Annotated in this window: 22 protein-coding genes; 7 read left to right on the top strand and 15 right to left on the bottom strand. The window is 48.8% G+C overall.

The genetic code is table 11. From position 1 onward, the window contains the following. Window positions 1-93 precede the first annotated feature (93 nt). Genes C1I60_RS00745 through C1I60_RS00760 form a run of 4 tightly spaced genes read right to left on the bottom strand, consistent with a single transcriptional unit; the run spans window position 94 to window position 4,293 of the window. Window positions 94-1,035: a DUF4340 domain-containing protein gene (locus C1I60_RS00745; RefSeq protein ID WP_137060059.1), complete on the bottom strand. Its 942-nt coding sequence runs from the start codon at window positions 1,033-1,035 to the stop codon at window positions 94-96. Beyond that, a complete protein-coding gene (locus C1I60_RS00750; RefSeq protein ID WP_137060060.1) occupies window positions 1,032-2,423 on the bottom strand; it encodes a GldG family protein in 1,392 nt (463 codons plus the stop codon). Before C1I60_RS00750 ends, C1I60_RS00745 begins: the two co-directional genes overlap by 4 nt. A gap of 5 nt (window positions 2,424-2,428) precedes the next feature. Beyond that, window positions 2,429-3,151, bottom strand: a complete 723-nt coding sequence (locus C1I60_RS00755; RefSeq protein ID WP_137060061.1) for an ABC transporter permease — start codon at window positions 3,149-3,151, stop codon at window positions 2,429-2,431. After that, window positions 3,148-4,293, bottom strand: coding sequence for an ABC transporter ATP-binding protein (locus C1I60_RS00760; RefSeq protein WP_137060062.1), 1,146 nt, complete (start codon window positions 4,291-4,293; stop codon window positions 3,148-3,150). The genes C1I60_RS00755 and C1I60_RS00760 overlap by 4 nt, the downstream gene beginning before the upstream one ends. Before the next feature lie 326 nt (window positions 4,294-4,619). Between C1I60_RS00760 and C1I60_RS00765 the strand changes: the two genes are divergently transcribed. The 7 genes from C1I60_RS00765 to C1I60_RS00795 all read left to right on the top strand — a co-directional run bounded on the left by C1I60_RS00765 (window position 4,620) and on the right by C1I60_RS00795 (window position 12,611). Further along, window positions 4,620-5,654 carry a glycosyltransferase family 4 protein gene (locus C1I60_RS00765; protein ID WP_434784361.1) on the top strand — a complete coding sequence of 345 codons (1,035 nt, stop codon included), beginning with the start codon at window positions 4,620-4,622 and terminating at the stop codon, window positions 5,652-5,654. Window positions 5,655-5,873: 219 nt separating this feature from the next. After that, window positions 5,874-7,799 (top strand): BglG family transcription antiterminator, encoded by a 1,926-nt coding sequence (locus C1I60_RS00770; protein WP_137060064.1) that lies wholly within the window; start codon window positions 5,874-5,876, stop codon window positions 7,797-7,799. 197 nt (window positions 7,800-7,996) lie between these two features. After that, window positions 7,997-8,365 (top strand): PTS lactose/cellobiose transporter subunit IIA, encoded by a 369-nt coding sequence (locus C1I60_RS00775; RefSeq protein ID WP_137060065.1) that lies wholly within the window; start codon window positions 7,997-7,999, stop codon window positions 8,363-8,365. Window positions 8,366-8,383: 18 nt separating this feature from the next. After that, window positions 8,384-9,679, top strand: coding sequence for a PTS sugar transporter subunit IIC (locus C1I60_RS00780; protein WP_137060066.1), 1,296 nt, complete (start codon window positions 8,384-8,386; stop codon window positions 9,677-9,679). Window positions 9,680-9,769: 90 nt separating this feature from the next. Continuing rightward, on the top strand, window positions 9,770-10,828 hold the full coding sequence (uxuA, locus tag C1I60_RS00785; protein WP_137060219.1) for a mannonate dehydratase: 1,059 nt from the start codon (window positions 9,770-9,772) through the stop codon (window positions 10,826-10,828). Then, the gene (locus tag C1I60_RS00790; RefSeq protein WP_137060067.1) at window positions 10,821-12,257 is read left to right on the top strand and encodes a glycoside hydrolase family 1 protein; all 1,437 of its coding nucleotides are present in this window, start codon (window positions 10,821-10,823) and stop codon (window positions 12,255-12,257) included. Before uxuA ends, C1I60_RS00790 begins: the two co-directional genes overlap by 8 nt. 30 nt (window positions 12,258-12,287) lie before the next feature. Next, window positions 12,288-12,611, top strand: a complete 324-nt coding sequence (locus C1I60_RS00795; RefSeq protein ID WP_137060068.1) for a PTS sugar transporter subunit IIB — start codon at window positions 12,288-12,290, stop codon at window positions 12,609-12,611. Between the two features lie 97 nt (window positions 12,612-12,708). Here the strand turns inward: C1I60_RS00795 and C1I60_RS00800 are convergent, their stop codons facing one another. From C1I60_RS00800 to C1I60_RS00850, 11 genes are all read right to left on the bottom strand, one after another. Next, entirely contained in the window at window positions 12,709-14,436 is a 1,728-nt protein-coding gene (locus C1I60_RS00800) for a methyl-accepting chemotaxis protein (protein ID WP_137060069.1), read from the bottom strand. A 100-nt stretch (window positions 14,437-14,536) separates the two neighbouring features. Continuing rightward, the gene (locus C1I60_RS00805) at window positions 14,537-15,301 is read right to left on the bottom strand and encodes a M15 family metallopeptidase (RefSeq protein ID WP_137060070.1); all 765 of its coding nucleotides are present in this window, start codon (window positions 15,299-15,301) and stop codon (window positions 14,537-14,539) included. A gap of 153 nt (window positions 15,302-15,454) precedes the next feature. After that, window positions 15,455-16,375: an NAD-dependent epimerase/dehydratase family protein gene (locus C1I60_RS00810; protein ID WP_137060071.1), complete on the bottom strand. Its 921-nt coding sequence runs from the start codon at window positions 16,373-16,375 to the stop codon at window positions 15,455-15,457. A gap of 216 nt (window positions 16,376-16,591) precedes the next feature. Further along, complete coding sequence (locus C1I60_RS00815; RefSeq protein ID WP_137060220.1) at window positions 16,592-17,302, bottom strand: glycosyltransferase; 711 nt, start codon at window positions 17,300-17,302, stop codon at window positions 16,592-16,594. Beyond that, a complete protein-coding gene (locus C1I60_RS00820) occupies window positions 17,299-18,315 on the bottom strand; it encodes an NAD-dependent epimerase/dehydratase family protein (protein WP_137060072.1) in 1,017 nt (338 codons plus the stop codon). Before C1I60_RS00820 ends, C1I60_RS00815 begins: the two co-directional genes overlap by 4 nt. Beyond that, window positions 18,273-19,130, bottom strand: coding sequence for a dTDP-4-dehydrorhamnose reductase family protein (locus C1I60_RS00825; protein WP_137060073.1), 858 nt, complete (start codon window positions 19,128-19,130; stop codon window positions 18,273-18,275). The genes C1I60_RS00820 and C1I60_RS00825 overlap by 43 nt, the downstream gene beginning before the upstream one ends. Next, a complete protein-coding gene (locus C1I60_RS00830) occupies window positions 19,127-20,113 on the bottom strand; it encodes a polysaccharide biosynthesis protein (RefSeq protein ID WP_137060074.1) in 987 nt (328 codons plus the stop codon). The genes C1I60_RS00825 and C1I60_RS00830 overlap by 4 nt, the downstream gene beginning before the upstream one ends. Beyond that, complete coding sequence (gene wecB / locus C1I60_RS00835) at window positions 20,106-21,197, bottom strand: non-hydrolyzing UDP-N-acetylglucosamine 2-epimerase (protein WP_137060075.1); 1,092 nt, start codon at window positions 21,195-21,197, stop codon at window positions 20,106-20,108. Before wecB ends, C1I60_RS00830 begins: the two co-directional genes overlap by 8 nt. A gap of 122 nt (window positions 21,198-21,319) precedes the next feature. Continuing rightward, window positions 21,320-23,011, bottom strand: a complete 1,692-nt coding sequence (locus C1I60_RS00840; protein ID WP_137060076.1) for a glycosyltransferase — start codon at window positions 23,009-23,011, stop codon at window positions 21,320-21,322. A 59-nt stretch (window positions 23,012-23,070) separates the two neighbouring features. Further along, a complete protein-coding gene (locus C1I60_RS00845; protein WP_137060077.1) occupies window positions 23,071-24,189 on the bottom strand; it encodes a CgeB family protein in 1,119 nt (372 codons plus the stop codon). 33 nt (window positions 24,190-24,222) lie between these two features. Further along, complete coding sequence (locus tag C1I60_RS00850; protein WP_137060078.1) at window positions 24,223-25,314, bottom strand: CgeB family protein; 1,092 nt, start codon at window positions 25,312-25,314, stop codon at window positions 24,223-24,225. Between the last annotated feature and the right edge of the window lie 167 nt (window positions 25,315-25,481).

Raw genomic sequence — 25,481 nt, forward strand, 5'->3', positions numbered from 1 at the left:
CGATCCTCGCCGATGGAGCCTCTTTGTTCGTTTTATACCGAAAAATTTGCTTGATTGCGGATCTGCTCATACTCCAAGCTCGTGTTCAGATGATCATTTTCCAGCTTGAGCCTGGTCATGTCCAGCCTGTTCAATACGCTTCACGTCAGATACGGACAGACCATACGCCCAATTGCTTTGCGGAGGCACGACCCATACGATATCCGGTTCACCGTCCACCGTCCAGCCCTGATACACCTGCTGCGATTCATCCTGCTTGCCCAGCGATACGCTCAGCGTAAAGCGGTGAACAGGATGGTTCAGCTCGGAGGCTTTACGCAAGGATTGGCTGCTGGCCAGATTTTTGATTTGCTGCGATAAGGAGGTCGCCGTATCACTGGTTACCGACTTTCCATTCAGCGTCCAAGCTGTGGAAGAGCTTTCCCCGGTTCCCCCGTCACCGGATGACTTAAGCATCCAAGACGCGGACTGGCCTTCCCACTCCAGTCCGCTCAGCTTGTCATCATCCCAGTCAAACGGCGTCGTATCCGTAAAATCGGCTGCACCCAGTAACAACCCGGAAAGGGTATCCACAGGTACGGAGGCTACCTCTTTTTTATCTGACAGCACATAAGCAGCATCTCCGGAAGGCAATGTTTCGCCAAAAGCAAAGGTATGCTCGCTTCCATCCTTGGTCTTGATCTGAATTTGGTTGTCGGTGGCGCTGACTCCGTATTTGGCTACATCTTTTGGAGAGGATTCCACCACCTCACCAAGCTTCACATTTTGAATAGCAGCTAACCAATTGTCTATCGTATAACCGTTTAACGGATAAGACTGCGGCTTGCTCATGCTCCATTTGCCATCACGTTGTGTAAGTTCGACCGTCTTGCCTTCCTTCCCTGTTATAGCAAAAGACGAAATATTCCCCTGCGTAAGCTGAACCAGTTGGCGAGCTGCAGGAGCTTGTTCACGAAAAAAGTTTTGGCTCTTGGCATAGACTATACCCGCTCCCAATACAACTAACAGCAGCACGGTGGGTATCCATTTTCTCATGCTCTTCTTCGCCTCCACCATAATAAGATTCCGGCTGCCGCAAACAACAATGGCAACCCGATCACGGATAGGGTCATTATCGTCTTCGCTTGCGCAGGAGTCAAATAAACCACCTTATAATCCTGCTCCTGACGAGGACGAATGGTAAGCCCGTCAGATTGTTCCTGTACATAATTCAGACTGTTCAGCACAAAATCCCGATTGCCTCCCGTGCTGATCTCGGTGTCACTCATAAGGGCTGACGTTCCGAGAATAATGGCTTTGGGTTTGCCATCCTTGCCATTTACCGCGTAACCCAGATCAAGCGGCCCCTGCGGGTCCTTGTCATCCTTCTGTGTTTCGTTGTTCAGCAGCCCCTGAATATTCGTTTCCCCATAGCTGGCAGCAGAAGATTTGAGCAAGGCCGTAGTCTTCCAATTCTTCTGCTCCCCTGCTTGCAAAGCAATAGACAGCGAAAGCACCGGGTACAGATTGGAGGCCGCCAGCTTATCGGTAATTGCATGACTGCCAAAGGTAGGCACTGTAAACAGAGGTCCAAGCGTATTCGTCTGCTCCTGATCCACCACGATCGCATGTGTATCCTTCACACCGTAATCCGCCGCCAGTGCGTCAAGGTTTTTCCAGTCCGATTGCATGTTCGGATGAAAGCCCAACGCCAGAAACAGCTTTCCACCACCCTCCAAATAGGTGCGAATGCTTTTCAGCTCCGTCGCGCTGATATCTCGTTGTGGCCCAACAATAGCCAGCACCGATGCATCTTTAGGCACGCTACCCGCCTGATTGAGCTGCACTTCTTCTGTTTTTACATTATCCTGTGCCAGTGAGCTGCTCAATCCTGTCATTTGGGACAAAGGTATTTCCTCATGTCCGGTCAGGAAAACGACTTTTCCCTGACGGGTAGATGATAGTCCTAGCAGTCCGCTGGTCAGCTTTTCTTCCCCGCTAAACTGGTACGCTCCCTCGCTACTTCCCTGTGCCTGCGTAAACAGACTACCTATATCAATAACACGTTTCTTCTCACCCTGAACCAGCACGATGGATGCTTCGGTGACACCGTATTCCTTGGCCAGCAGCGGCTCCTGATTCAGATCATATTGCTCGACCTTGAGCTTGCTGTTACGCTTGGCGTATTCACTCAGCATATCCGTAACGTCTCGGTTCAGCTTTTGATTTTGCGAAGTCGATACTGTAAAAGCAATCAGCCGTACGTCTTCCTTCACTCCCTGAATGGCCGTCAATGTCTGATCAGACAACGTATACTGCTTGCCTGCCGTCAAATCCACCTGAAAGCCTCCCAGCGAACGCAGAAACAGCGTCAGCAAAATAAAAATACCTGCAGCAGCAACCGACAATACCACACTGTTGGTATGACCCAGCCATTTTTTCATGTTCATCACCTCCACCGTTTCCGTTCGACCACCTGGATGCTGAATAGCAAAAAGAGCACCGCCACCGTCACGTAATACAGCACATCGGCTCCGTTCAGCAATCCTTTGGTGAAGCTGTCAAACCGTGCGGTTAGTGAAAAAGGCTCCAGCCATTGCTGCAAGTCCGCAGATGCGCCTGTTTGTCCACCAAACGAATCCAGCATCCAAAACACGAGCAAAATAATAAAGCTGACGACCGCCGACATCATCTGATGCTGCGAAAGCGTCGAAGCGAACAGACCAATGGCCATCATGGCTGCACCCAGCATAAACAGACCGATCACAGACGTAAATACCAGTGTCCAGTCCAGCGATCCGTAAAAGGACATCACGACCGGGTACGCCAGACTGCACAGCACCAAAATCAGCAGCATGCCCAGCGACGCCAAAAATTTACCCACAATCATTTCTGTCACACTCACTGGCGAGGTAAGTAACAGCTCATCCGTACCCTGTCTGAATTCCTCCGCTACCAGCCTCATCGTGAGCAGTGGGACAACGAACAACAGCATGGACAGCGTGTCACCGAGTACCAGCCGATAGTCCAAGATGCTTGGCTGATACATGACAAAATTCGTGTAAAAGAGCAGCCCCGTCAGCAGCATGTACACCGCAAGCGCAAAATACGTTGTCGGCGTCCATAAATAGGCTTGAAGCTCCTTTTGACAGACCGCGAACAAGCGCCTCATGATCGTTCACCTCCTGTACTCTTGTCTCGCCTGGCCTTGTCGTTGCTGGACACAGCCTTCTCGCTGTCCTCCGTAACCTCTGCGAAAACTTTATTTTCCGTCGAATGCTCGACTTGCTCCACTACATTCACTTGATCGGCCTGCCCCGTTTTCGACTCGCGAGTCGTTAACTGCTGGAATATATTTTCCAAGCTTAGGCTTTCTTTTTTCAACTCAATAATCGGAAGCTTCGCACCAGACAGCACATAAAAAAGCTCCTCACGGAAATCCTCATCGGAAGCGCCTGTCAGTAACAGCCCGGTCAAATCTTGCTCAGTTGCAGTCAGCTTTGTGTCAGCTTGAGACAAGCCAGATGTTAAAAGCTCCACCTCAACTTTCCCCCAAGCGCGAAGAACGTTCAGCACCTGCTCACGGCTGCCTTTGACCTCCACTTTTACCTTAAATCCGTCTTCTATCGATCCGCCTAGCGCATCAGGCCGTCCATCCAGCACCAATTCACCCTCATGAATGATAAGAACCCGATTGCACAAGGCGTCCACCTCGGGCAAAATATGCGTGCTGAGCAGCACCGTATGATTCTCTCCAATCTCCTGAATGAGCTGGCGAATCTCCAAAATCTGATTCGGGTCCAAACCTGATGTCGGCTCATCCAGCACCAGCAAATCCGGGTTATGAATAATCGCGCCCGCCAGCCCCAAACGCTGCTTATACCCTTTGGACAGACTGCGTACCAGTTGCTTTTCACGTCCGTTTAGCCCAAGCCTGGAAATCATCTCGGAAATCCGCAGCTTTTGCTCTCTTGCAGGCACATCTCGAATGCTCGCCACAAACTTTAAATAGGATCGAACGGACATATCTCCATACAGAGGGGGCGTTTCCGGCAAATAACCGATTTTGGAGCGAGCCTGTCTGCCCTGCTCCTGAATCGGTATGCCATCAATCGTAATCACTCCCTCATTCGGTTGGAGATACCCTGTAATCATGCGCATCGTTGTCGTTTTGCCTGCACCATTAGGCCCCAGAAACCCGACAATCTCACCACGCTGCATTTCAAAATCCAGCTTATGTACGCCCCGGTTGCCCTCGTACCACTTGCTCACCTGCTGCACCTTGAGCACACGCTTCACCCTTTCTTTTATCATAGCTCTCCCTCAACACTTTAAACTCTAATGTTAATCCCACACATATAACTCCAGCTTAAAGTCACTTAAATATAAGCTTAAAATAATATGTCTAAAATGTGAACGAATAAATGTGCTTGTACACTCGTTAACTTGTACGGCTCGCCCTAATATTCATTTGCATTCCCGCATCAGCCACAATTTTATGCTGTTTCCATCCAGGCTTCCATAGATACCCACACCCTGTCCTTTTGCTGGAATACCTTGGTATATAAGAAGCTTTCGATTGGCTGAAGGGGGTTATTGAGATCAAAGTTCTATTTACCTTTTATATACCCAGCGGCGGCGTGGAAACCTTGAACCGCCAACGCTGCAAGGCACTTAGCCAGGATGGGATTGAATGTCATCTTCTCTACTATCAGCAAGGTACGGGGATGCAAAACCTGCATGGAGATATTCCCTTGTTTATGACTTCTTCCGAGGGAGATATTTCTAGTCTGATACACATTCACCGTTACGATGCCATCGTCGTCTCGTCGGATTACCAAATGCTCGCAAAACTGCGCATGTTGGGGTATCAGGGTGTGCTAATCTATGAATCACAGGGCTTCGGTCCGCATGTGGAGGCTGCATTGGTAGTAGGCGAAGCCACACCGTTTCTTCAAAGATACGCCAATGCAGTACTGCTACCCACCACTACGCATCTGGTCGAACTATTTTCCAGCATGTGTCCGTGGCTTAAGCGTTACGTGTTTCCAAACGTACTGGATACCAGCGTATTTAATTATGTACCTAACACTCCTCCGATCAATCCGGTCATTGCATGGGTTGGGCGACTGGAGCCGAACAAAAACTGGAGGCATTTTATTGATATCTCTTACTGGATGCTGCAAAACCGCCCGGATCTTCGCATCTGGATGTTCTATGATAATACACTTTCGCAGCCAGAGGATAAGGCACAATTCGAGAGCATGGTTACACAGCTTGGCTTGTCCTCCATTGTAGAACGTTTCAACAACGTGCCCCATGCTAAAATGCCTCTGTATTACTCCATGATTGGCGATTCGAGAGGGTATCTGTTGTCCACTTCACTGGTAGAGGGATTTGGATACGCCGTAGCTGAAGCCATGGCTTGCCGCTGTCCCGTGCTCAGCTCTGATTCTGACGGGGTGCGAGCCTTCATCGATCACAACGTAACGGGTAAATTTTATGCGCAAGGAGATATCTTGCAGGCGGTATTGGAGGGACTGGATCTGATGAACAACCTGTCCCAACGAGAATCCATTCGCCAGAAGGGGCTGACAAGGATCGTCGACCTGTTAGCACCGGATAAATATGTGCAATCCTTCCGACAAATGATGGATGCGCTGGGCGTGGGGTAAGCTATTATTTTAAGTGGAGCAGAAGTTATATGATTCTAGAATAAAGCCGCCGTGTAGGCGGCCTGCCTATTCCTCCACGTTCAGAGAAAAGTACACCCACTGTCCGCGTCGAGCTTCTTTTTCAATACAATCGTATCATCAAATTTTTACTTTTACATAACCAATCTACTTTAACCGTTGTATACTGTTCATCAGAACAGCTATGGAAGGAGGCTCGTTTTGCGTATTTTTGATATTCTTCGTATATTGGTTGCAGAACAGATGGTCAACGGAGAACACTTGGCAAATGCATTGAAGGTATCCTCTCGAACCATACGAACGGATCTAAAGGAATTGGGTGCGCTGTTGTCAAAGCATGGAGCAGCAGTCAAACCCCTTAAAGGAACAGGCTACAAGCTAGAGATTCATGACGAACAAGCATTTCATCATCTGCTGAAGCAATTAAAGGATTATGAAAATCATGTGCCCTATCCATTAGCGAATTCTTCTGAAGCGAGAAATCGTGTTTTAATGAAAAAGCTGCTGCTCACCCATTCATATATCAAACTTGATGATTTAGCCGAGATCCTGTATGTTAGTCGATCTACTTTACAGAATGACCTCAAAGAACTGCGCAAGCTACTGGCAACCTACGGACTATCCCTGGAGAACAAACCGTATCATGGTATTCGAGTCAAAGGTAACGAGGCCAAGCTGCGTTATTGCATTTCCGATTATATATTTAGTAGAACAGATGAAATAGGCGAGCAGCAGATGTCCCACCCTCCTCTGATTTCTAACGAAGAGATGGAATACATCAGAGAAGTGATTCTGGACCGCATTGAGTTCAATGATATTCAGTTGTCGGATATTGCCTTGAACAATCTGGTCATTCATATTGCTATAGCATGTAAGCGCATTCGTGAAGAAAGGTATGTTTCGTATTATCCGCAGGAGATGACAAAAATTGAAGCGCAGAAAGAGTTTATGGTGGCGACTGAGATCGTATCTGCTTTGGAACAAAACATGAAGCACTCCTTTCCACTTGTTGAAGTTGCGTACATTGCTGTACACCTGCTGGGTGTAAGGACAGTCGTTAGTGCCCATTTGAATGAAGTAGAGATTAAAAAGATCATTGATAAAGATATCTACGAGCTAACGATTGAAATACTAGACCAAATTGATCAACAGTTGAAAATGAACATTCACAACGACCAGGAATTGCTGATTGCTTTTTGTCTTCACCTCAAACCGGTCATTAACCGTTATCAATACGGAATGAATTTGCGGAATCCTATGCTGGATGAGATCAAAGCCAATTACCCGCTTGCCTTTGAAGCAGGTATCATTGCTGCCGAAGTCATCAAGCAGCGACTTCATATACACATCGAGGAAAATGAAATTGGGTATTTAGCCATTCATATCGGAGTCGCGATGGAAAGAAAGAAAATGGAGGGCGCACCCAAAAGGTGCATGATCGTATGTGCTTCTGGACTGGGCAGCGCAAAGCTGCTGTATTATAAGCTTCAATCGGTCTTTGGTTCCAGGTTGGATATCGTGGGAACCACTGAATTTTATAAGCTTAAACAAATGCCGTTGGATACAGTGGACTTTGTCATTAGCACGATCCCCATTTCAGAACCGCTTTCAGTACCCATGATACATGTGAATACATTTTTGGGCGGTTCCGATATCACTAAAATTGAACAAGCAATCTCAGAGGCAAGACTTCCTGCTGTACAATATGTACGAAAAAAATTGGTCTTTCTTCAGCAGAAGTTTGATAACAAACTCCAGGTGCTTGAATTTATAGCCAAAAAAATACACGAAGCCGACCTTGTGAAAGGCCCCCTGCTGGAATCTGTGATAGAGCGTGAAGCCGTTTCCCCTACTTCATTTGGAAATTTTGTCGCGATCCCACATCCGATGGAACCTTTCGCTGATTCCACGTTTTGGGCCATCTGTACATTACAAAAAGCTATTGATTGGGATGGCAAGCCGGTACAGTTTGTTTGTATGCTCTGCATACAGCGCACCAAATCAGAAGATTTACAGAGTATGTATCATATTTTGCTTGAAATTTTAAATAATGAAAAGCTCGTCCAGCAGCTTATTCGCTGCAAAACGTACACGGAATTCGTAGAAGTGCTGCATATAAATAGCTGAACTTAGAAGTATGTAAAGACAGGAGAAATCTGAAGCCTACAGGCCAGGGTCTCTCCCTTTTTGTGCGTAGTGATGGAGATTTCATATAGAAAGAACGATTTATTTCCGTTAAGAAGAGGAAATAATGTGCGTTATGTTGAAAGCGATTCCAATTTATAATGCTAAAGAAGGCAGCTTTTGAAGGGAGATAAACAAACATGAATAATGATGAAACTACAGAGCATGACGCGAGTATGGAGGGCATGGATGATACAGAAATTGTATTCCAAATTATATTATACGCTGGGAATGCACGCAGCTCGGCCATGGAGGCGATTGAGCTTGCAAAGGCGGGAAGGTTTCAGGAAGCCAAAGAAGAATTAGCCTCAGCTAAAAAAGAACTGGTGTCCTCCCACAAAATTCAAACCAGAATCATTAATAAGGAAGCAGCAGGTGAAAAAACAGAGATGTCGGTCATGATGGTACATGCTCAAGATCATTTGATGAATGCTATCACCATTCGCGATATGGCCTCAGAGTTTGTAGACCTGTATGAACGCATTGATCAATTCGTACCCAAATCGTAGAGGGAGGGGCGCTATCCCATGGCTATCAAAGACAAGCTAATCGACGGCCTCACATCAGTGGCAAATGCAATCAACAATTTTAAATATATTATAGCGATCAAATCAGCCTTTATCACATTAATGCCTGTCATCATTGTCGGGGCCTTTGCTGTATTGATTTCCAATATGGTGATGGACCCGGTCAATGGTCTGGCCCATTTTAAGCCGTTCTCCTTCCTGGCAGAGTACAAACCGATTTTCTCAGGCATTAACTATGCCAGCTTGAATATCCTTACCATCCTGGCTATTTTCATGATTGGTCTGGAGCTAGGAAAAATTAACGGGGAGAAAAACCTCTTCCCTGGACTACTCGCTGTAATCTGCTTTATATCTGTGACGCCAACCACGATAGAGTTGATGGTTAACGGGGAAATGCAGAAAGTAACGGATATCATAGCCCGCCAGTTTACGGATACCAAGAGCTTGTTTTTAGGTATTTTCATAAGCATTCTATCCGTTGAGCTGTACAACAAGCTGGGCAAGTCCGATAAGCTAAAAATTAAAATGCCTGAAAGTGTTCCCAGCAATGTGGCTGTTTCTTTCTCGGCACTCATTCCAACCATCATTACGGTGACTGTCTTCTCGATGCTTGGATTCTTCTTTCATAAATTTACAGGTCTCTACCTGTATGATGCCGTCTATAATGTGGTGCAAAAACCGCTGGAGACCGTGGTGCAGGGACTGCCGGGTATACTGGTGCTGATGCTGGTTGCGCAAATCTTCTGGGTGATCGGCATTCACGGGAACCAAATGGTAAAACCGATTCGTGAACCCCTGCTTCTTGGAGCGATTACCGTCAATATGACTGCTTATGAGCAAGGACTGCCGATTCCGAACATTATTACGATGCCTTTCTGGGACGTATACATGAGTATCGGTGGTTCTGGGATTACGCTAGCCCTATTGATCTGTATTATGATCGCTTCCAAGCGCGAGGATATGAAGGAAATTACCAAGCTTTCGTTTGGACCGGGCCTGTTTAATATTAACGAGCCTGTCATTTTCGGACTTCCGATTATGTTGAATCCATTGATGGCTATCCCTTTCATTATTACTCCGCTCATCACAGGAACGATTGGCTACTTTTCGACGTTGCTTGGATTTGCAGGTAAGGCCGTCGTCATGGTTCCATGGACTACTCCGCCTATTATTAATGCCTACCTGTCTACAGGTGGAAGCATTGGCGCCGTCGTAACCCAGATCATTTGTATTGTGGTAGCGATTATCATCTATTTTCCGTTCGTCAAAATTGCCAACAAGCGAACGGCTGAATAATGCGCTACTATGGAGGTATATTCCCTAATTGAAAGCGTATTCTTATTGGATTCAGGTTAACGCCAACTTTAAAGGAAGAAGCTGATCATGGTGAAAATGACTTTTCGGTGGTATGGCGAGCAGGATTCCATTCCACTCTCTTACATCCGGCATGTCCCTTATATCAAAGGAATTGTAAGCGCGGTTTATACCGTTCCGCCTGGAGAGGTATGGCCTTGGGACCGTATCACTGCTCTCAAGCAGCAAATCGAGGAAGCGGGACTTACATTTGAAGTCGTGGAAAGCGTTCCGGTACATGAAGCGATCAAGCTGGGACTCCCCACCAGGGACAACTATATTGCCAATTATAAAGAAACGCTGAGAAGGCTGGGTGATGCCGGGGTAAAAGTCGTCTGCTACAATTTCATGCCTGCCTTTGACTGGTTTCGTACCGTCATTGACAAGCCTCTTCCCGACGGATCGTTGACATTGGCTTTCTCAGGGGAAGAACTGAAAAGGATTGAGCCGATCATTGCTGATTTTACGCTTCCGGGTTGGGATTTATCATATCCAAAGCAAAAGCTTCCTGCTTTAATGAAGCAGTATAAAGAACTGGGAGCCGAAGGAATCTGGGAGAATCTAGCTTATTTTCTGGCAGAAGTGATTCCCACAGCCGAAGAGGTCGGCGTGAAAATGGCGATCCATCCAGATGATCCGCCATGGCCTGTTCTGGGTCTGCCGCGTATCCTTAGCAAGGAAGCAGATTTTGACCGTCTGCTGGAGCTTCAGCCCACCGTGCATAATGGTATTACCTTTTGCAGTGGCTCGCTAGGCAGCTCACCAGACAATGATTTACCCGGAATGCTAGACAAATACGCCGCGCAGAAAAGGATTCATTTTGTTCATCTACGTAATGTCAAACGTTATCCTAACGGTGATTTTGAAGAGTCAGCGCATCTGTCCGAATCGGGTAGCATAGATATGGCGGAGCTGATTCATATCCTGCATCGTCATCAGTTTGAAGGGTATGTAAGACCTGACCACGGGAGAATGATCTGGGGAGAGGAAGGAAAGCCCGGCTATGGACTGTATGACCGTGCATTGGGAGCGGCCTACTTAACGGGCCTTTGGGAATCTACAGTACGAAAAGGAGAAGCATGTAATGGCTAAACATACGATACAAATTCCATCGAATTTCATCATAGGTGCTGCGGCTTCCGCCTGGCAGACAGAGGGCTGGAGCGGTAAAAAGGAAGGTCAGGACTCATTTCTCGACCAATGGTACAAAAATGACCGCTATGTCTGGCACAATGGATATGGACCTGCGGGTGCAACCGACTTCTATAATCGTTACGCTGAGGATATTGCGCTGATGAAGCAGATTGGCCTGACCCATTATCGTACTTCTATTAATTGGTCCCGCTTCTTAACGGATTATGAGAATGTTGTCGTGGATGAAACGTATGCGGATTATATGAGCCGGGTCATTGACGAGTTGATTGCCAGTGGGGTCGAGCCCATGATTTGTCTGGAGCACTACGAGGTGCCCGCTTATTTGCTGGACAAATATGAGGGCTGGTCTTCCAAGCATGTGGTGGAACTGTTTGTGAAATATGCAGAAAAGGTTTTTGAACGATACGGAGATCGGGTAAAACACTGGTTTACATTTAATGAGCCCATTGTTGTACAGACTCGTGTCTATCTGGATGCCCTTCGCTATCCCTATGAACAAAATACGCGGAAGTGGATGCAATGGAATTATAATAAAACGCTGGCTACTGCGAAATGCGTACAACTTTTCAAAGCCAAAAACTATAATCAGAACGGGGCTAAAATAGGTGTTATTTTGAATCCTGAAGTAACCTATGCCCGATCCAGCGCTCCTCATGACCAGTATGCTGCACATGTATATGATTTATTTTACAATCGAGTATTTCTGGACCCGCTTATTAAAGGCGAATACCCGCAAGAATTGTTCGATCTCATGAGCAAGCATGATATTGCGTTTGAAGCTACAACGGAGGAATTGACAGTCATTAAGGACCATACTGTGGACTACGTCGGCATCAATCTCTATTATCCACACCGGGTCAAGGCGCAGAGCAAAGCGTGGAATGAAAATATTCCCTTCCATCCCTCTTACTACTATGAGCATTTTGATCTTCCGGGTAAAAGAATGAACAAGTCACGGGGCTGGGAGATTTATCCCAAGATCATTTACGATATGGGAATGCGTATCAAGAACGAATATAACAATATTGAGTGGTTTGTCGCGGAAAATGGTATGGGTATTGAGAATGAAGTTGTCTTCAAAAATGAGGAGCACATCATTCAGGACGACTATCGCATTGACTTTATAACTGAGCATTTATACTACACGTTACAAGCTGTAGAGGATGGTTCGAACTGTACAGGTTATATGCTGTGGGCCTTTACAGACAACGTTTCTCCTATGAATGCTTTTAAAAATCGCTATGGACTGGTGGAAATTAACCTGGAGAATGATCGAAGTCGGCATTTGAAGAAGTCCGGCTACTGGTATCAATCTGCTATCAAAGAACGCTCGTTTGTTGCTGATCTTGATGAAGAGTATAAATAATTAAAAATCAATTTCTGGAGGCGTTCAAATATGAAAAAAATTATTCTGGCATGCTCTGCGGGTATGTCCACATCCATTCTGGTTTCCAAGATGAAAAAAGAAGCGGCAGCCAGATCCATAGAGCTTAACATCGAAGCCATCCCCGAAAGTACCATTAAGGAAGAGCTGGAAGGCGTTAAAGATTCTGTAATTGCTATTTTGCTTGGTCCTCAAGTACGGATGCGTAAAAAGCCGGTTGCCGAAATTGCAGCTCCTTATGGCATCCCGGTGGATGTCATTGATACGATTGCTTACGGTAGAGCAAACGGTGCCGCCGTGCTGGATCAAGCCTTGAAGCTGGCTGGCGAATTCTAATGAACATGTAGACATTTTTCGATGAATAGCAAAAGGCGGCAGTCTCCCATCAGGAAGCTGCCGCCTTTCCGTATATTGGTATACATATTGACATTGATTATCCCGTCACCTTAAACCGTCCAATCAACTGGCGCAGCTCAGCGGACATCCCTTTCAGACTCTCCGCCGATTGACTGACGCCTTCCATGGAGGTTAGCTGCCCATCCGAGGCTTCTGCAATCAGGTGGAAGTGTTCAGCTGCATGCCGTGAAATCCCCTCCATCTGATCCACAGAAGCTGCGACTTCCTCAGAAACAGAAGTGATTTCCTCCGAGGCAGCCGATACCTCCTGCAATTGTGTCGTGATCCGCTCCAGACCGGAATGAATATGGCCAAAGGATTGTCCAGCCACATTTACAATGTCCATTCCCACCTTGGCTTCAAGGGCGCTTCCCTCCATCTGTATGGACAGCTCGGAAGTCTGTTGCTGAACCGAGGTGATGATGCCTGCGATAACCGCCGAGGACGACTGGGATTGAGTCGCCAGCTTCCTTACCTGCTCGGCTACCACGGCAAAACCACGCCCATGCTCTCCGGCCCGAGCCGCTTCTATCGCTGCATTCAGCGCGAGCAGATTGGTTTGTCCGGCAATATCCGTCATCAGGGAGAGTACCTCTCCGATTTCCACGGAATGCTCCTCTAATTGTTTGGTGGCGGCAGCCATCGCCGCTGTAGAGTCTACAATGGATTTCATTTGATCCACAGCCCTGACAATGGCTTCATTACCCTGATGCGCATTCTCGGTAGTTTCCTGCGATAAGTCCGTTACAATCGCAGCAGATTGTGCAATGCGATGCATGCTGGAGGTCATGTCCTCCATGCCTTTATTCATCTCCATGGCCTGGAGTACCTGGGTTTCTGCCCCCACCGCAGCTTCTTTAATATGTATGGAAATATCCCGACTGGCTTCTGCTGTAACGTGGGCATGATTGTACACATCCCCGGATGAAGACAGGATCTGGTCCGAGCCTTTGCGAATGCCCTCAATTACCATTCTTGTATCCGTTACGAGGACCCCAAAAGCCGAAGCCAGATGGCCAATTTCATCCTTACGATTCGTATCAATAACAACCGTCAGATCGCCTTCACCAACCTTGGCAACATCTTTGGTCAACCTTAATAACGGACGGGTCAAATATTTGGCTAGTGCAAAGACCAACAGAATACATACCACTAGCACAATCGCAGCTACGATCAGCATCGTTCTTCTGGATGCTTCCATTAATTTGTATACCTCTGTAGCATCCAGATCTGCCCCGACAACTCCTGTAATACTGCCGTCCTTGCCTTTAATCGGAACATAAGCCGAGACGGTGGCTCCGTATTCATCCTTTGTCAGATCGCCTATGGAAGCCTCGCCCGTTTCAAAGGTATGCAGCATCCCCGGGTACGCATTGTTTTCGGGAGTGCCTAGCGGCGAATAGTCCTCTTTGGCGGTGGAAGCAGCCACGCCGTCAACGATGTACACATAGCTCGCTTGGCCTCCGTCTTCCACTTTCCCCAGCGTGTATAAATACTTGAAGCCGTTAGCTTCCTTCAGCTCGTTAAGCTGATCACGAAGCTCATTAAAATAAGCATTCTCTCCCCCTGCAACGGGTTTAATGTCTGTATATTTGTCCACATTAATCATGGCTGCGGCCCTTTCGGCCACCGCTTTGGCCTGCTGGCCCATGGAGTTTTCCACCAGCTCGCTCGAAGATTGATACAAGGTAAAACCCAGAATGGCTCCACCGATTACAATAAGGCCCGAAAAAAACAACACCATACGTGACAACAGACTGTTCAACCCGCCAACGCTCCTTTGGATAATCCAACTTGTATTTACATCATTTTATATTATACATGTCTTTCTGCCTATCCTTTTTAGTTAAATCGTCCCATATTTCCTATTCCACATCAAAATTGAAGTATGTTTTAGCATAAGGCTCCTTCATCAGCGTAAAGTGCCACCATTCCTTGCTGTAAGGCTTGAAGCCACGCTTCACCATAGCATCCCTAAGAATTTTTCGGTTCGCCTGCTGTGTCTTGCTGATCAGCTTCGTGTTGTAGTAGGAAATATCACCGAAAAAATCAAACGGACTCCCCATATCCACATTCTTCCCCGTTTTGATGTCCACCAGCGTCAAATCCACAGTGCTCCCCCGCGAATGGCCGGATTTCCTGGCGATGAAGCCCAGCTTGAACAAATTGCGCTTATCCAGCTTCGGGTAATACTGCTGCTTCATTTTGAGATCACCGCTATCCTGCGACCATCTGACAAAATGATTCACGGCTTTTTGCGGACGATAGGCATCGTATACTTTCAACAGGTATCCTCTGGCTTCCAGATCATCGCTGACCCCTTTTAAAGCCGCTGCACCGGTATGGGTCATGATCGCAAAAGGCCCCTTATATCCATCAATCCGTCTGCCGACAAAGTTATTTTCACTATGATAGCGGATTTCATATTGCGCCGCAGGAATCACTTCATCCAGATACACGAAGCCCTTGGGCAATTTATTTTTCTTTTCAATGGTCAAGTTCTGCGTTGTACTGATATCCGTTGTTCCGTCCGAAGCTCCGGCAGCAACGGTGAAAAAAGGACCTGCATTTAGCAAAAATGCATATGTAATCAGTGCGATGCCGATTTTTCTTAAAGACTTTTTCAACATAGGTCAGACTCCCCTTTGTGAAACTGGTTGGCTTACTGCTGACCATTGTATCAGGTGAGGACATTTTTTCCTATAAGTAGCTGCCAGGCTATCCATAAAAAAGAGGCTGCCCCCAGCCCCTTCCTGAATCGCACGCTTTTCCCGCTACATGCCTTATTTGCCTAAACCCATACTGCTCACATACGTCTCCTTCAATCCGGCTGAAATGCCATATAGGGGTTCCCACCGAAGCCAATGTCTCGCGACTGCGTTGCTAAGACAGCTATGGTGAATGTCTCCCGCCCGCGCAGCTGAATATACGGGCCGAATGGACGAGCCATGCAGCTTTAGCAAATCGTAGGCCAGCCGATTGATGGACGTGGTTCGTCCCGTACTCACATGTACTGTACGTTGATCCGCTGCATGTATAGCCGCCATATTGGCTCTGACTACATCCTTGACGTACACAAAATCGCGGGTTTGTGTTCCGTCGCCGTGAATGAGCAAGGGGCTTCCTTTTTTCAGCCGATCCATAAAAAGAGCGACTATACCGCCCTCTCCCTTCGCGGCCTGACCGGGACCATACACATTCCCGTAACGCAAAATCGTGTAATTCATGCCATATAACCGATGAAAAAGCCGGATATACGATTCTGCGGTCAGCTTGGAAAGCCCGTAGCCCGAAATCGGCTCCACGGGGTCGTCTTCCTGAATACATTGCCTTTGCAGTTCACCGTATACGCCGAATGTGGACGCAAATATCAGCTTGGATACACCAGCTTCATGACAAGCCTGCAACAGATGAATCGTCCCCATCACATTCACATCTGCGTCCTCATACGGTCGATGGATGGATTGCTGGACATCGGCCTGTGCCGCCAAGTGAAACACAATATCCGGGCTTTCCCGAATGAGCAGCGTCCGGGTCTCGGAGCTGCGGATATCCGCCATATGCATGACCGCGCGCGGGTCCACATTTGCGACATTCCCGGTCGTCAGATTATCCAGCACATGCACCCTGATGCCCGAATCGGCAAGCGCACGCACCAGATGGGAACCAATAAATCCGGCTCCCCCGGTGACCAAAGCCTTCACTAGCGTACCCTCCTTTTGAACCGAAGAAAGTTTCTTCCCATCCCATCATGTTATGCGATGCTCTACAGCTTGGCGCAGGCACAAGCACAGGCACTAAAGACAAATCTAGGACATACCTCAGCGCCGCTTGCAAAAAGCCAATATCCTGTTTGTACAGCGGCATCACAATACCTTTACCTACCCTATCCATTCCGCCCTGATAGACTTCCGGCCTGATTAGGAAAAACCATTCAATAGCTGACTGAAACGATCTTTGTAACGTGCCTGGGTGATATGATATTCCTGTTCAACAGCGGGCCAGTGCTTCTTCGTCCCCATTTCATCATGCCAACGATAGTTAACCAGTGCTTCGTTCAGAAAAGGAAATGGGTAGCCCGCCAGCATGACCCGATACCACATATCCAGATCATGGGTATACGGCAAAAATTCATCGAACAGACCGATATGTGTAAACAGCTCCTTTTTAAACATAACTGTACATCCATTGACCGGATTCCCTTGCTGGAATAAGCGATAAAACTCCGGTATGGATGGAAAGACAGCCGCCTGATGAGTTGTGATTTGGCTGTATTGATTGATAAAATTGAAATTCGTGTGAGAAATATATGCAGCGTGCTCCACCATATAGGATACCTGGTTATTGATTTTATCCCTATGGTAAATATCATCTGAGCTGAGCCACGCAATGTACTCACCGCTAGCATGCCGGATGCCATGATTCAGTGCGCTGGCTGTTCCGCCATTGGCTTTACCTAAATAATGTATATACGGAAGATAAGGCTGAAGCATCCCCGTATGTGTCGTGGACCCGTCATCGACAACAATAATTTCAAGCGGACCATAGGTTTGCTCTAATGCGCTTTGCAGAGCCTGATTCACGTATCCACAGTTATAAAATGGAATAACGATCGTTACACTCGGTCTCATATCGTTCCTTCCTTTCTGGCTCGGCGGTATCGTATCATATCCTCCAGCGATTGCCCCAGCGGTATGATCGGCCTCCATCCCATGTCCTCCAGCTCCTTTGCCTGGTATGCATCCGTAGACGCTAACTCTGCCGCATCCCCCCATTCGATGGCAACAGGTGTATCTGCCAGTGCAACCATACGTTCCACAATATCTCCCAGCTCCATGATGCGGCCTGTGCAAACCGGGTAAACCTGCCCCGACACCCCTTGCTCCAGCAGCACACCATATGCCCGAACGGCATCTCGCACGTCGAGAAAATCGCGCTGCGCATGCCGGGACGATACCCGGAACGGCTCGGGTCTAGGCTCACTTGCTGATTCGGTTGCTGGCTCCGTGTACGTGCACTCCGTACGGATAATATGACCCGCCAGCAATGCGCAAAAGCCGGTGGATGGACCTGGTCCAATCAGATTACAAGGCTCTGCCAGCATGACGGATTGGTCAAACAACGTGCTCCAGGAGAGGGCGACTGCTTCTTGAAGGCTTTTGCTGAGACTATATGGATGCGATGGATGATACGGAGCCTGCAAAATTGCCTTTAGCCGGGAACCAGCCACGACAATCCGGGCCTTTGGAAAAGGACGCAGCGCATCCAGCAGATACAGCGTGGACAGCACATTGGATTCCATGTAGAGCAGCGGGCTTCGCCATGATTCGGGCACCGAATTTTTCCCACCCAGATGAAGCACATGATCCGGCGCAATCTGGCCAATCACTTCGCGAAGACGCTCCTTGTCGAGCAAATCGCATACATAAGGCGTGATGCAAAAGCTGGTGCCGGAATCTGCGCCGATGTTCTCATCACCGTTAAACTGCAAGATCAGCTCCCGGGCGGAAGCAGCCGTGCGGGTCAGAGCCGCTACCTTCCAGCCGAGCTTTGCAAAATGGCGACAGGCGTGCATCCCGGTATAGCCTGCCGCTCCGGTAATTACAATGACGGGCCGACGTTGTTCCGCTGTGCTTCTGTCCATTCCAGCAGCTCCTTCAGCATGATGCTGTAGTGAGGAACATCATAGAGCAGATCGGCCCGGGTAGAACGAAGTGTCCGGTCTTGCACCGGCTCATCCTTCGGCACGATCCGAATATCCTCTCTCTTCCAGATGTTCTTGAACAACAGCAACAGATCATACTTGCTGATCGGTTCAGGATGAACCAGATGAATGAGTCCATCCAGTTGCTCATTCATCAACACCTGTATAGCCTTAGCCAGCTCCAGTGTTGTAACCCCGTTCCAAAAGACGCGGCGATACCCAGCAACGTCCCCACTCTGCTGCAAGAACCAGTTCAGCAGACCAATGCCCCCCGGCCGGATTTCCGGGCCGATAATGGAGGTGCGGATCGTCAGATGGCGTGGCGCTTTTACTTCCCCGAGTATTTTCGTCAATGCATAGGCGCTTGTCCCGTCAGGTTGATCCGTTTCTACATATAAACCGGGTACCCGCGTCCCCTCGAATACACAGTCCGTACTGATATGAATGAACCGAGCACCGATGCTGTCCGCCGTCCGTTGGAGAAGGTGCGGCAGCAGGCCGTTAATTTGATACGCTGTAATCTGATCCGCTCCGGCACACTGGTTTAGCACACCCACCGCGTTAATAATGACGTCAGGCCGCACACTCCGCACCAGTTGCTCTACCATAAAGCTGTCGTTCACATCCAGCAGCAGCCCCCCCTTATTCCTGGGATCACGTGTGGTGTAGAACACATGATATCCGCCCTGCTTTTGAAAGTAATCAACCAGTATATGGCCTGCCATGCCGTTACCGCCCAAAATAAGCAGCTTCATTTAATGAACCCCCCGCTCTGGAGAATCCTCCGTATCTCCTTTTTGGACATCAGATTGAACTCCGAGCTAAAGCTGCTGAACGACACTGGAGGACATTGCTTATAGCGATCCTTTAGTTGGGGAATATTCAGCGTTGGCAGAATGATCAAATATTGCTCGTCGTACACAACCGTCGTCAGACTTTCAAAGTCGCTCATCAAAATCTCGTGAATCTTCTCGCCGGGTCGGACACCCTTTTCCACAATATTTACATTTTCCACACCCGAATCCTCAATCAGCACCTCTGCCAAGTCCAAAATGCGGCAGGTTGGCATGGTCATGATAAATATTTCGCCGCCGATGCTTTCCACCGATGCCTTGAACAGCAAACTAATCGCATCACGCAGGGTCAGGAAAAAACGGGTCATGTTCATATCCGTGATCGAAACGGTACCCTTTTGGCGAATCTGGCTTTGAAATAGATGCACTACGCTTCCGTTCGTGCCCAATACGTTACCACCACGCACCGTCACAAATCGTGTATCGCTATTCAGCAGATTGGCGTAGACGATCAGTTTTTCACCAATCGCCTTGGTCATGCCGTAAAAATTGGATGGATTCGCAGCCTTGTCAGTAGAGATATAAATGACTTTTTTGACCTGATTGATGACAGCGGCTTCGATCACGTTTTGGGTGCCTACCACGTTCGTTTTTAGTGCTTCGTAGGGCTGGTCTTCACATACAGGCACATGCTTGAGAGCCGCCAAATGAAATACATAGTCCACACCCTGACAGGCGGTAACCAGTGCATCCTTATCTCGAATATCCCCGATGCAGAAGCTAAGTCGTTCGTCCTCAAACTGCCTGTTCATCGCAACCTGACTCGATTCTCCGCGCGAAAAGATAATGACCTCTTTGGGATTACGCGGCAGTAACTGGGTAACCAGCTCATGCCCCCAGGAGCCGGTACCACCGGTAACCAAGATACGTTGGTTTTCAAACATGCCGTTTCCCTCCAAGCAAAAATTTGACTACCTTATCTGACACATCCTCCGCCAGATATCCTGCGGGACACTGCCACTTATGCTTCATCCCGATCATTAGGGCTACCGCGTTCGCTATAACCTCTCCATCCAGCCCGGATACGATATTGCTGCCGCAATCAACGGTTTCCGGCCGTTCCGTCGTACGGCGCATCGTGACCGTCGGTACACCCATGACGCAGCATTCCTCCTGTACGGTGCCGCTGTCCGTCAAAGCGCAGCGGGCATGCCGCTCCAGCAGTACGAAGTCAAAAAAACCGAACGGTTCGTGGAACTCCACCAGCGGATCAAGCTGAATCGGCGGATGGCTCGCGATACGAGCGGCAGTGCGAGGATGAATGCTGCAAATGACCCGCTGTCCGGACTGCTGCGCTACCCGATTCAGGCCATCCAGAATAGCGAGCAAATGCGGCGGGTGGTCGACATTTTCAGCTCTGTGGGCGGTTACCAGGAAATATTCTCCAGGCGACAGCTCCAGCTTTTTCAAAATGTTGCTGTCGGATATCTCATTTTCATAATGCTGCATCACTTCGTAAATCGGGTTTCCGGTCAATATAATTCTTTGACTCGGAAAGCCTTCCCGTATCAGATGCTGCTTGCTTTGCTCTGTATACGGCATATTAATCGTAGAAATCGCGTCAATGACGCGGCGATTCTTCTCTTCCGGTACATCCAGATCGTAACAGCGGTTACCCGCCTCCATATGCACCACCGGGTAGCCCATACGTTCCGCAAGCAAGGCGCACAAGGCGCTGTTCGTATCACCGAGCAGCAGCACATGGTCCGGGCGCTCCTTGTTTAAAATATCCTCCATCTGCGAGTACATCGCAGACAATTGTTTGCCCAGCGTCCCTGCCTTCTCCTGAAGCACATAATCCGGGGCGCGCAGTCCCAGTTCGCGGAAGAATTGCCCGCTCAGGCTTTCCGTGTAATTTTGGCCCGTATGCACAAGCACATGCTGATCTGCATAGCGATCCAGCTTCGGAATGATCAGGCTGAGCCGTATAATTTCCGGTCTTGTGCCGAGCACGGTCAATATTTTCATTGTGTTGGAACCCACCTTTGCTGTCGTTGTTTCAATAACTGTGGAGTTTAATAAGTGAGATAGCCATCCAGCAAACTGTCTGTGCTGCAGCTAAACGTTCACCTCAACGGTCCGGCGTGCTTTCACCCGGACCGTTGTCTGTGGTGCCGTCCAGCCTTGAGCGGCAGTTGCTTCCGTTTGTGTGGATGCAGATGCTTCGACACAGGCTTGAGCTTGAATTTTCGTTTGAGCTTCCGTTTCAACCGGGGCTTCTGTCTGGACCTGGATTTCGGCAGAAGCCCCGACAGCGGAAACCAGTGAACGCTCTTGCTATGGCTCCTGCTGCTGGTATTGCTCTTACCCTTGCGCTTGCAATTGCGCGATCTGTTATGCTTGCTAGTCGCTGGCCGTCTCGCCCGAATGCCGCGCTTGCCGTGATGCGGGTCTGGCAGTGGCTCCGGCACAGGAGCAGGTGGCTGTGGCAAACCTGGAATGACTGCATACTCGATAGGGGGCAGACCGAGCGCGGGCAGTTGGCAAACCACCGATTCGGGAAATTCTCGAACAGTGCTGGTATATGCCTCTGGTATGGCAGTCACCTGACGAAGCCCTTCTCCCTCCCGCGTCCAAATGGGGCCTCCTGGCTGCTGGATCAACGGGAACCATTGCGGAACATGGAACACCCATTGGCTGACCATGACGTGCAGGTTGCTCTGGTAGGAATCAGATCCATAAATACGTGTAGCAACGCTGTTGTTCCGTAAACCAATCCGCTCCACTTCCTCGGGATGATTAAGCAGATAGCCCACTTTTTCCGCCAGCATATCGCTATTTCCCGGCTCTACCAAAAATTCTGTATTTCCGGTCGCTTCCATCAGCTCCACCAGTCCGCCCTGCGCAAAGGCCACAACGGGCTTGCCGTAAACCAGCCCCTCCAGCGCTGTCAGACCAAAGCCTTCCTCTACCATGCTCGGGATGACGACTATATCCATCGCGCTATAAGCGGTGGATACAGATTCCTCAAATGAGCTGAATTGGAAGCGACGGCTATAGCGGGATTGACGAATTAGAGAGACGCATTTCACGTAATATTCCGAGTCCACCGAGCTGCCGATGATCCAGAAGCGACAGCGAGAATTGGTTTCACACAGCTTCAGGGCCATTTGAACAAAAGGCAACAGTCCTTTGGCTTCGTAGATAAAGGAAGAAATATAACCAATACAAATATGCGATTCCTTCAATCCCAGCTTTCCACGTTTGCGTTTCCGTTGCAGTACATGCTCTTTGTGTGACGGCATATCCATATCACGGCATGGAGACAACACCGTATGCGGACGTGTCAGCCCTGCCCTATGCAAAGGCCGCAAAGCGGCTTGTGAAATGCCGATGACCCATCGGCTGTAACGCTCGATGATGGAAACCGAAACAGGTGTATGCTCATTCTGGTTAATGACCTCGGTTATTTTCCAAACCACCGGAATATTCAACTCATAGGAAGCCATTGCAGGCATGACGTTCACACAGGTATTGACCAGCACCACATCAGGCTGCGCTTGTCGTAACAACTGGAGCAACGGTGCGTACGCAGCATGATTTCGCAAATTGTCCGCATCCTGCGCCAATCCCTCATACGGGGTGTACATGCCGTGCAGCATGGGCAAGTTCTGAATTTGGACGGTAATTCCGCGCTTGCGGGCAATCGTTGTCAGCCGACCTTCACCGGGCGTCACCAGAATGCAATTGAAGTACGCACGAATGTCTACACAAAATTGCAATAACAGCTTCTCCGCTCCCGTAATGCTGCGGACGTTGCTGACATGGCTGAATAGCATCATTTTCGGTTTGATCGGAGTTCACCTCCTTTAAAATAGACACCATCGGGCGTATAACCGAATTATGGAAATACGATCGACAGCAGTTGGTCAATCCGGTGACCATACGTGTGCTCACGCAGTGTCCGTTCCAGAGCACGCAAGGCAATCTCACGGCGTTCCTTTTCGTGTGTCAAATAAAACTCAATCTTCTCCAGCAGCTCCTGTTGGGAACTGTACGTCTCGATCTCTTCTCCCGGCTTGTAAAAACGAGCCAGATCATCCCGTGTGTCAGTCAGCTGCAAGGTACCGCAGGCAGAAATTTCGAACGTGCGCGGATTCGGGGACGCTCCCGGCATTTTCAGCGCATTGTTATTCACTGAATCATCCTGATGCGAACGATGAAGATTAATGACAATTTTGCTGCCGTTATACGTATCATTTGTCTCAGCCGGAGACATCCAGCGACCCAGCTCGATTTTATCCCCATACGATTGATAATCAGGGAGACGATCCCACCAGATTCCGTTGATTTTAATATTACGAGCCATGAGCTGCGGCATAATCGGATTAAAGAAATAGATGCGATTCCAGTAGGCCGAGCCGGTAAACCCGATTTCACGCCGTACAGAAGTAGGGGAGCTAAGCGGGAAATATTGAGTCAGAAATGCCGCAAAGGGCAAGTAATGCACAGATCCACAGCCGAGCTGACGGTACATTTCGATGCAATTCAGCTCCAGCGTAAACACATGGTCATAATGCGGGACAATTCGGGTCGTCGTGTCCGTGTAATAGGGATCATCCGTTAGCCAGATGGCGGTAGGAATACCCAACTGACGTACTGCTTTCACCTGCTCCAGCGGAAGCTCCATCCCATCCAGCGCCAGCACCAGATTCGGACGGAGCTGAGCGGCTATATCACTTACTGGCTGACGGGGATCCGTTACAGTAACCTGAGCCGTCATACTTTGCAATGTGGTAATCACCGCTTCATCCAGTGGAGAATAGGGAAGACCTTTACCGGAGGTTACATACAGCACATGAATTTGCCGAAAAGGGAAGACCGCCTTCGTCCGGGTAAGAATTGCATTGGCGCGTCCGCGCAAGTAGCCTTCATCGTAGCCGTCACTGATTCCCGCAGCTCTCCCCTTTTCCCAGGAGGTTGCAGCCGGGTCAAACGGTCCTGTCGTAGATATCGTCATCACTTTCACTCCTCACTGTTTTGGGTGTTTACTTTAGGCCATCGCCTTGTCCAGCAATTCTTCCATACGATTTGTGTACAGATGCTTTTGCATGGTGGTGTGCAGCCCGCGCCAAGCCATGCGTTCACGTTCCCAGTCATGCTTGAGATAGTAGTCCAGCTTGACCTTCAATTCCTCTACTCCACCAAAGGTTTCAATGTCATAGCCCGGTCGGTAATAGCGGCTCAAATCCTTCCGAATGTCCGTCATCTGGAGCGTGCCACAGGCAGCAATTTCGTAGGTCCGGGGATTAATGGACTCCGCTGACAGCTGATGTGTATTCCGGTTATCCAGTCCGGGGTCCGTAGGACGATGCAGATTGATAACAATTTTGGACCCGTTGTAATATTTGGCTGTTTCCTCCGGCTCCATGAAGATTGGACGGATAAATCGTTCCAGCACATCCCGACGTTTCAGCCGATCCCAGCTTCCACCCACGATTAGCACCCTTTTATCCGCCAAAAAAGAAGCAAGGTGGTCAAACAGCTTTACGCGGTTCCAGAAGGCATTCCCGATAAAGCAAATGTCATGCTGGTGCTCCCGCTCCACCCGCTGGGGATAAAAGATCCGGGCTGACGCAGCAAGCGGCAAATAATATACCTGTGCCACTCCCTGATTTCGATAAAACGGCAGGCATGACAACTCGTGCGTAAATACAACATCGTAGGATTGGCAGATCAACGCCGTATCCTCCGTAAAGTAAGGATCATCTACAAACCATATGGCCGTCCGAATACCCAGGCACCGTATTTGCTGCACCTGCTCCAGATGATCCGGTGGAAAAACATGCAGCCCGTTCATGACCAGTACGAGCTCGGGTCGATGTGCTTCGGCATCAGCCAGCATTCTGGCAGGAGTACCGATAACGAATTCACTGCATATTTGGCTTAATGCCTCTTGTACCCCTGTGTCTATTGCGGCAAAGCCTTGCGGAATATACAGCACTTTCAAATGGCGAACAACAGGCACCGTGGCCACGACCTGTGACAGAGCAGCCGTGCACCCCCCCATTCTGCGTCCTTCCCGGTAGCCACATCTATAGGCTTCGCGTTCATTCCCGCTTCGTTGATCATTCACTTCCTTCACCCTGTCCTGTTGTAGGATAAACTTCTGTCACTCCTAAACTATATGCGGAGGGGTCAAACGCATCATGGACGACTGCCACTGCCCGGACAAAATTGGCGTTTGCCCGTCCATCTGCCAAACAACAAATAACCCCGAGGCTGTTAGCTTCGGGGAATTAGCAGCAATAG

Source organism: Paenibacillus terrae (genome assembly GCF_005217525.1).
Taxonomy (GTDB): Bacteria; Bacillota; Bacilli; order Paenibacillales; family Paenibacillaceae; genus Paenibacillus; species Paenibacillus terrae_C.

Coding starts and splice junctions, on each gene's coding strand:
- C1I60_RS00805 (WP_137060070.1), bottom strand. CDS start 15,301: ATGTTGAAAAAGTCTTTAAGAAAAATCGGCATCGCACTGATTACATAT.
- C1I60_RS00790 (WP_137060067.1), top strand. CDS start 10,821: ATGGCTAAACATACGATACAAATTCCATCGAATTTCATCATAGGTGCT.
- C1I60_RS00795 (WP_137060068.1), top strand. CDS start 12,288: ATGAAAAAAATTATTCTGGCATGCTCTGCGGGTATGTCCACATCCATT.
- C1I60_RS00775 (WP_137060065.1), top strand. CDS start 7,997: ATGAATAATGATGAAACTACAGAGCATGACGCGAGTATGGAGGGCATG.
- C1I60_RS00830 (WP_137060074.1), bottom strand. CDS start 20,113: ATGTTTGAAAACCAACGTATCTTGGTTACCGGTGGTACCGGCTCCTGG.
- C1I60_RS00840 (WP_137060076.1), bottom strand. CDS start 23,011: ATGATGCTATTCAGCCATGTCAGCAACGTCCGCAGCATTACGGGAGCG.
- C1I60_RS00760 (WP_137060062.1), bottom strand. CDS start 4,293: ATGATAAAAGAAAGGGTGAAGCGTGTGCTCAAGGTGCAGCAGGTGAGC.
- C1I60_RS00845 (WP_137060077.1), bottom strand. CDS start 24,189: ATGACGATATCTACGACAGGACCGTTTGACCCGGCTGCAACCTCCTGG.
- C1I60_RS00755 (WP_137060061.1), bottom strand. CDS start 3,151: ATGAGGCGCTTGTTCGCGGTCTGTCAAAAGGAGCTTCAAGCCTATTTA.
- C1I60_RS00745 (WP_137060059.1), bottom strand. CDS start 1,035: ATGAGAAAATGGATACCCACCGTGCTGCTGTTAGTTGTATTGGGAGCG.
- C1I60_RS00750 (WP_137060060.1), bottom strand. CDS start 2,423: ATGAAAAAATGGCTGGGTCATACCAACAGTGTGGTATTGTCGGTTGCT.
- wecB (WP_137060075.1), bottom strand. CDS start 21,197: ATGAAAATATTGACCGTGCTCGGCACAAGACCGGAAATTATACGGCTC.
- C1I60_RS00815 (WP_137060220.1), bottom strand. CDS start 17,302: ATGAGACCGAGTGTAACGATCGTTATTCCATTTTATAACTGTGGATAC.
- C1I60_RS00780 (WP_137060066.1), top strand. CDS start 8,384: ATGGCTATCAAAGACAAGCTAATCGACGGCCTCACATCAGTGGCAAAT.
- C1I60_RS00825 (WP_137060073.1), bottom strand. CDS start 19,130: ATGAAGCTGCTTATTTTGGGCGGTAACGGCATGGCAGGCCATATACTG.
- C1I60_RS00820 (WP_137060072.1), bottom strand. CDS start 18,315: ATGGACAGAAGCACAGCGGAACAACGTCGGCCCGTCATTGTAATTACC.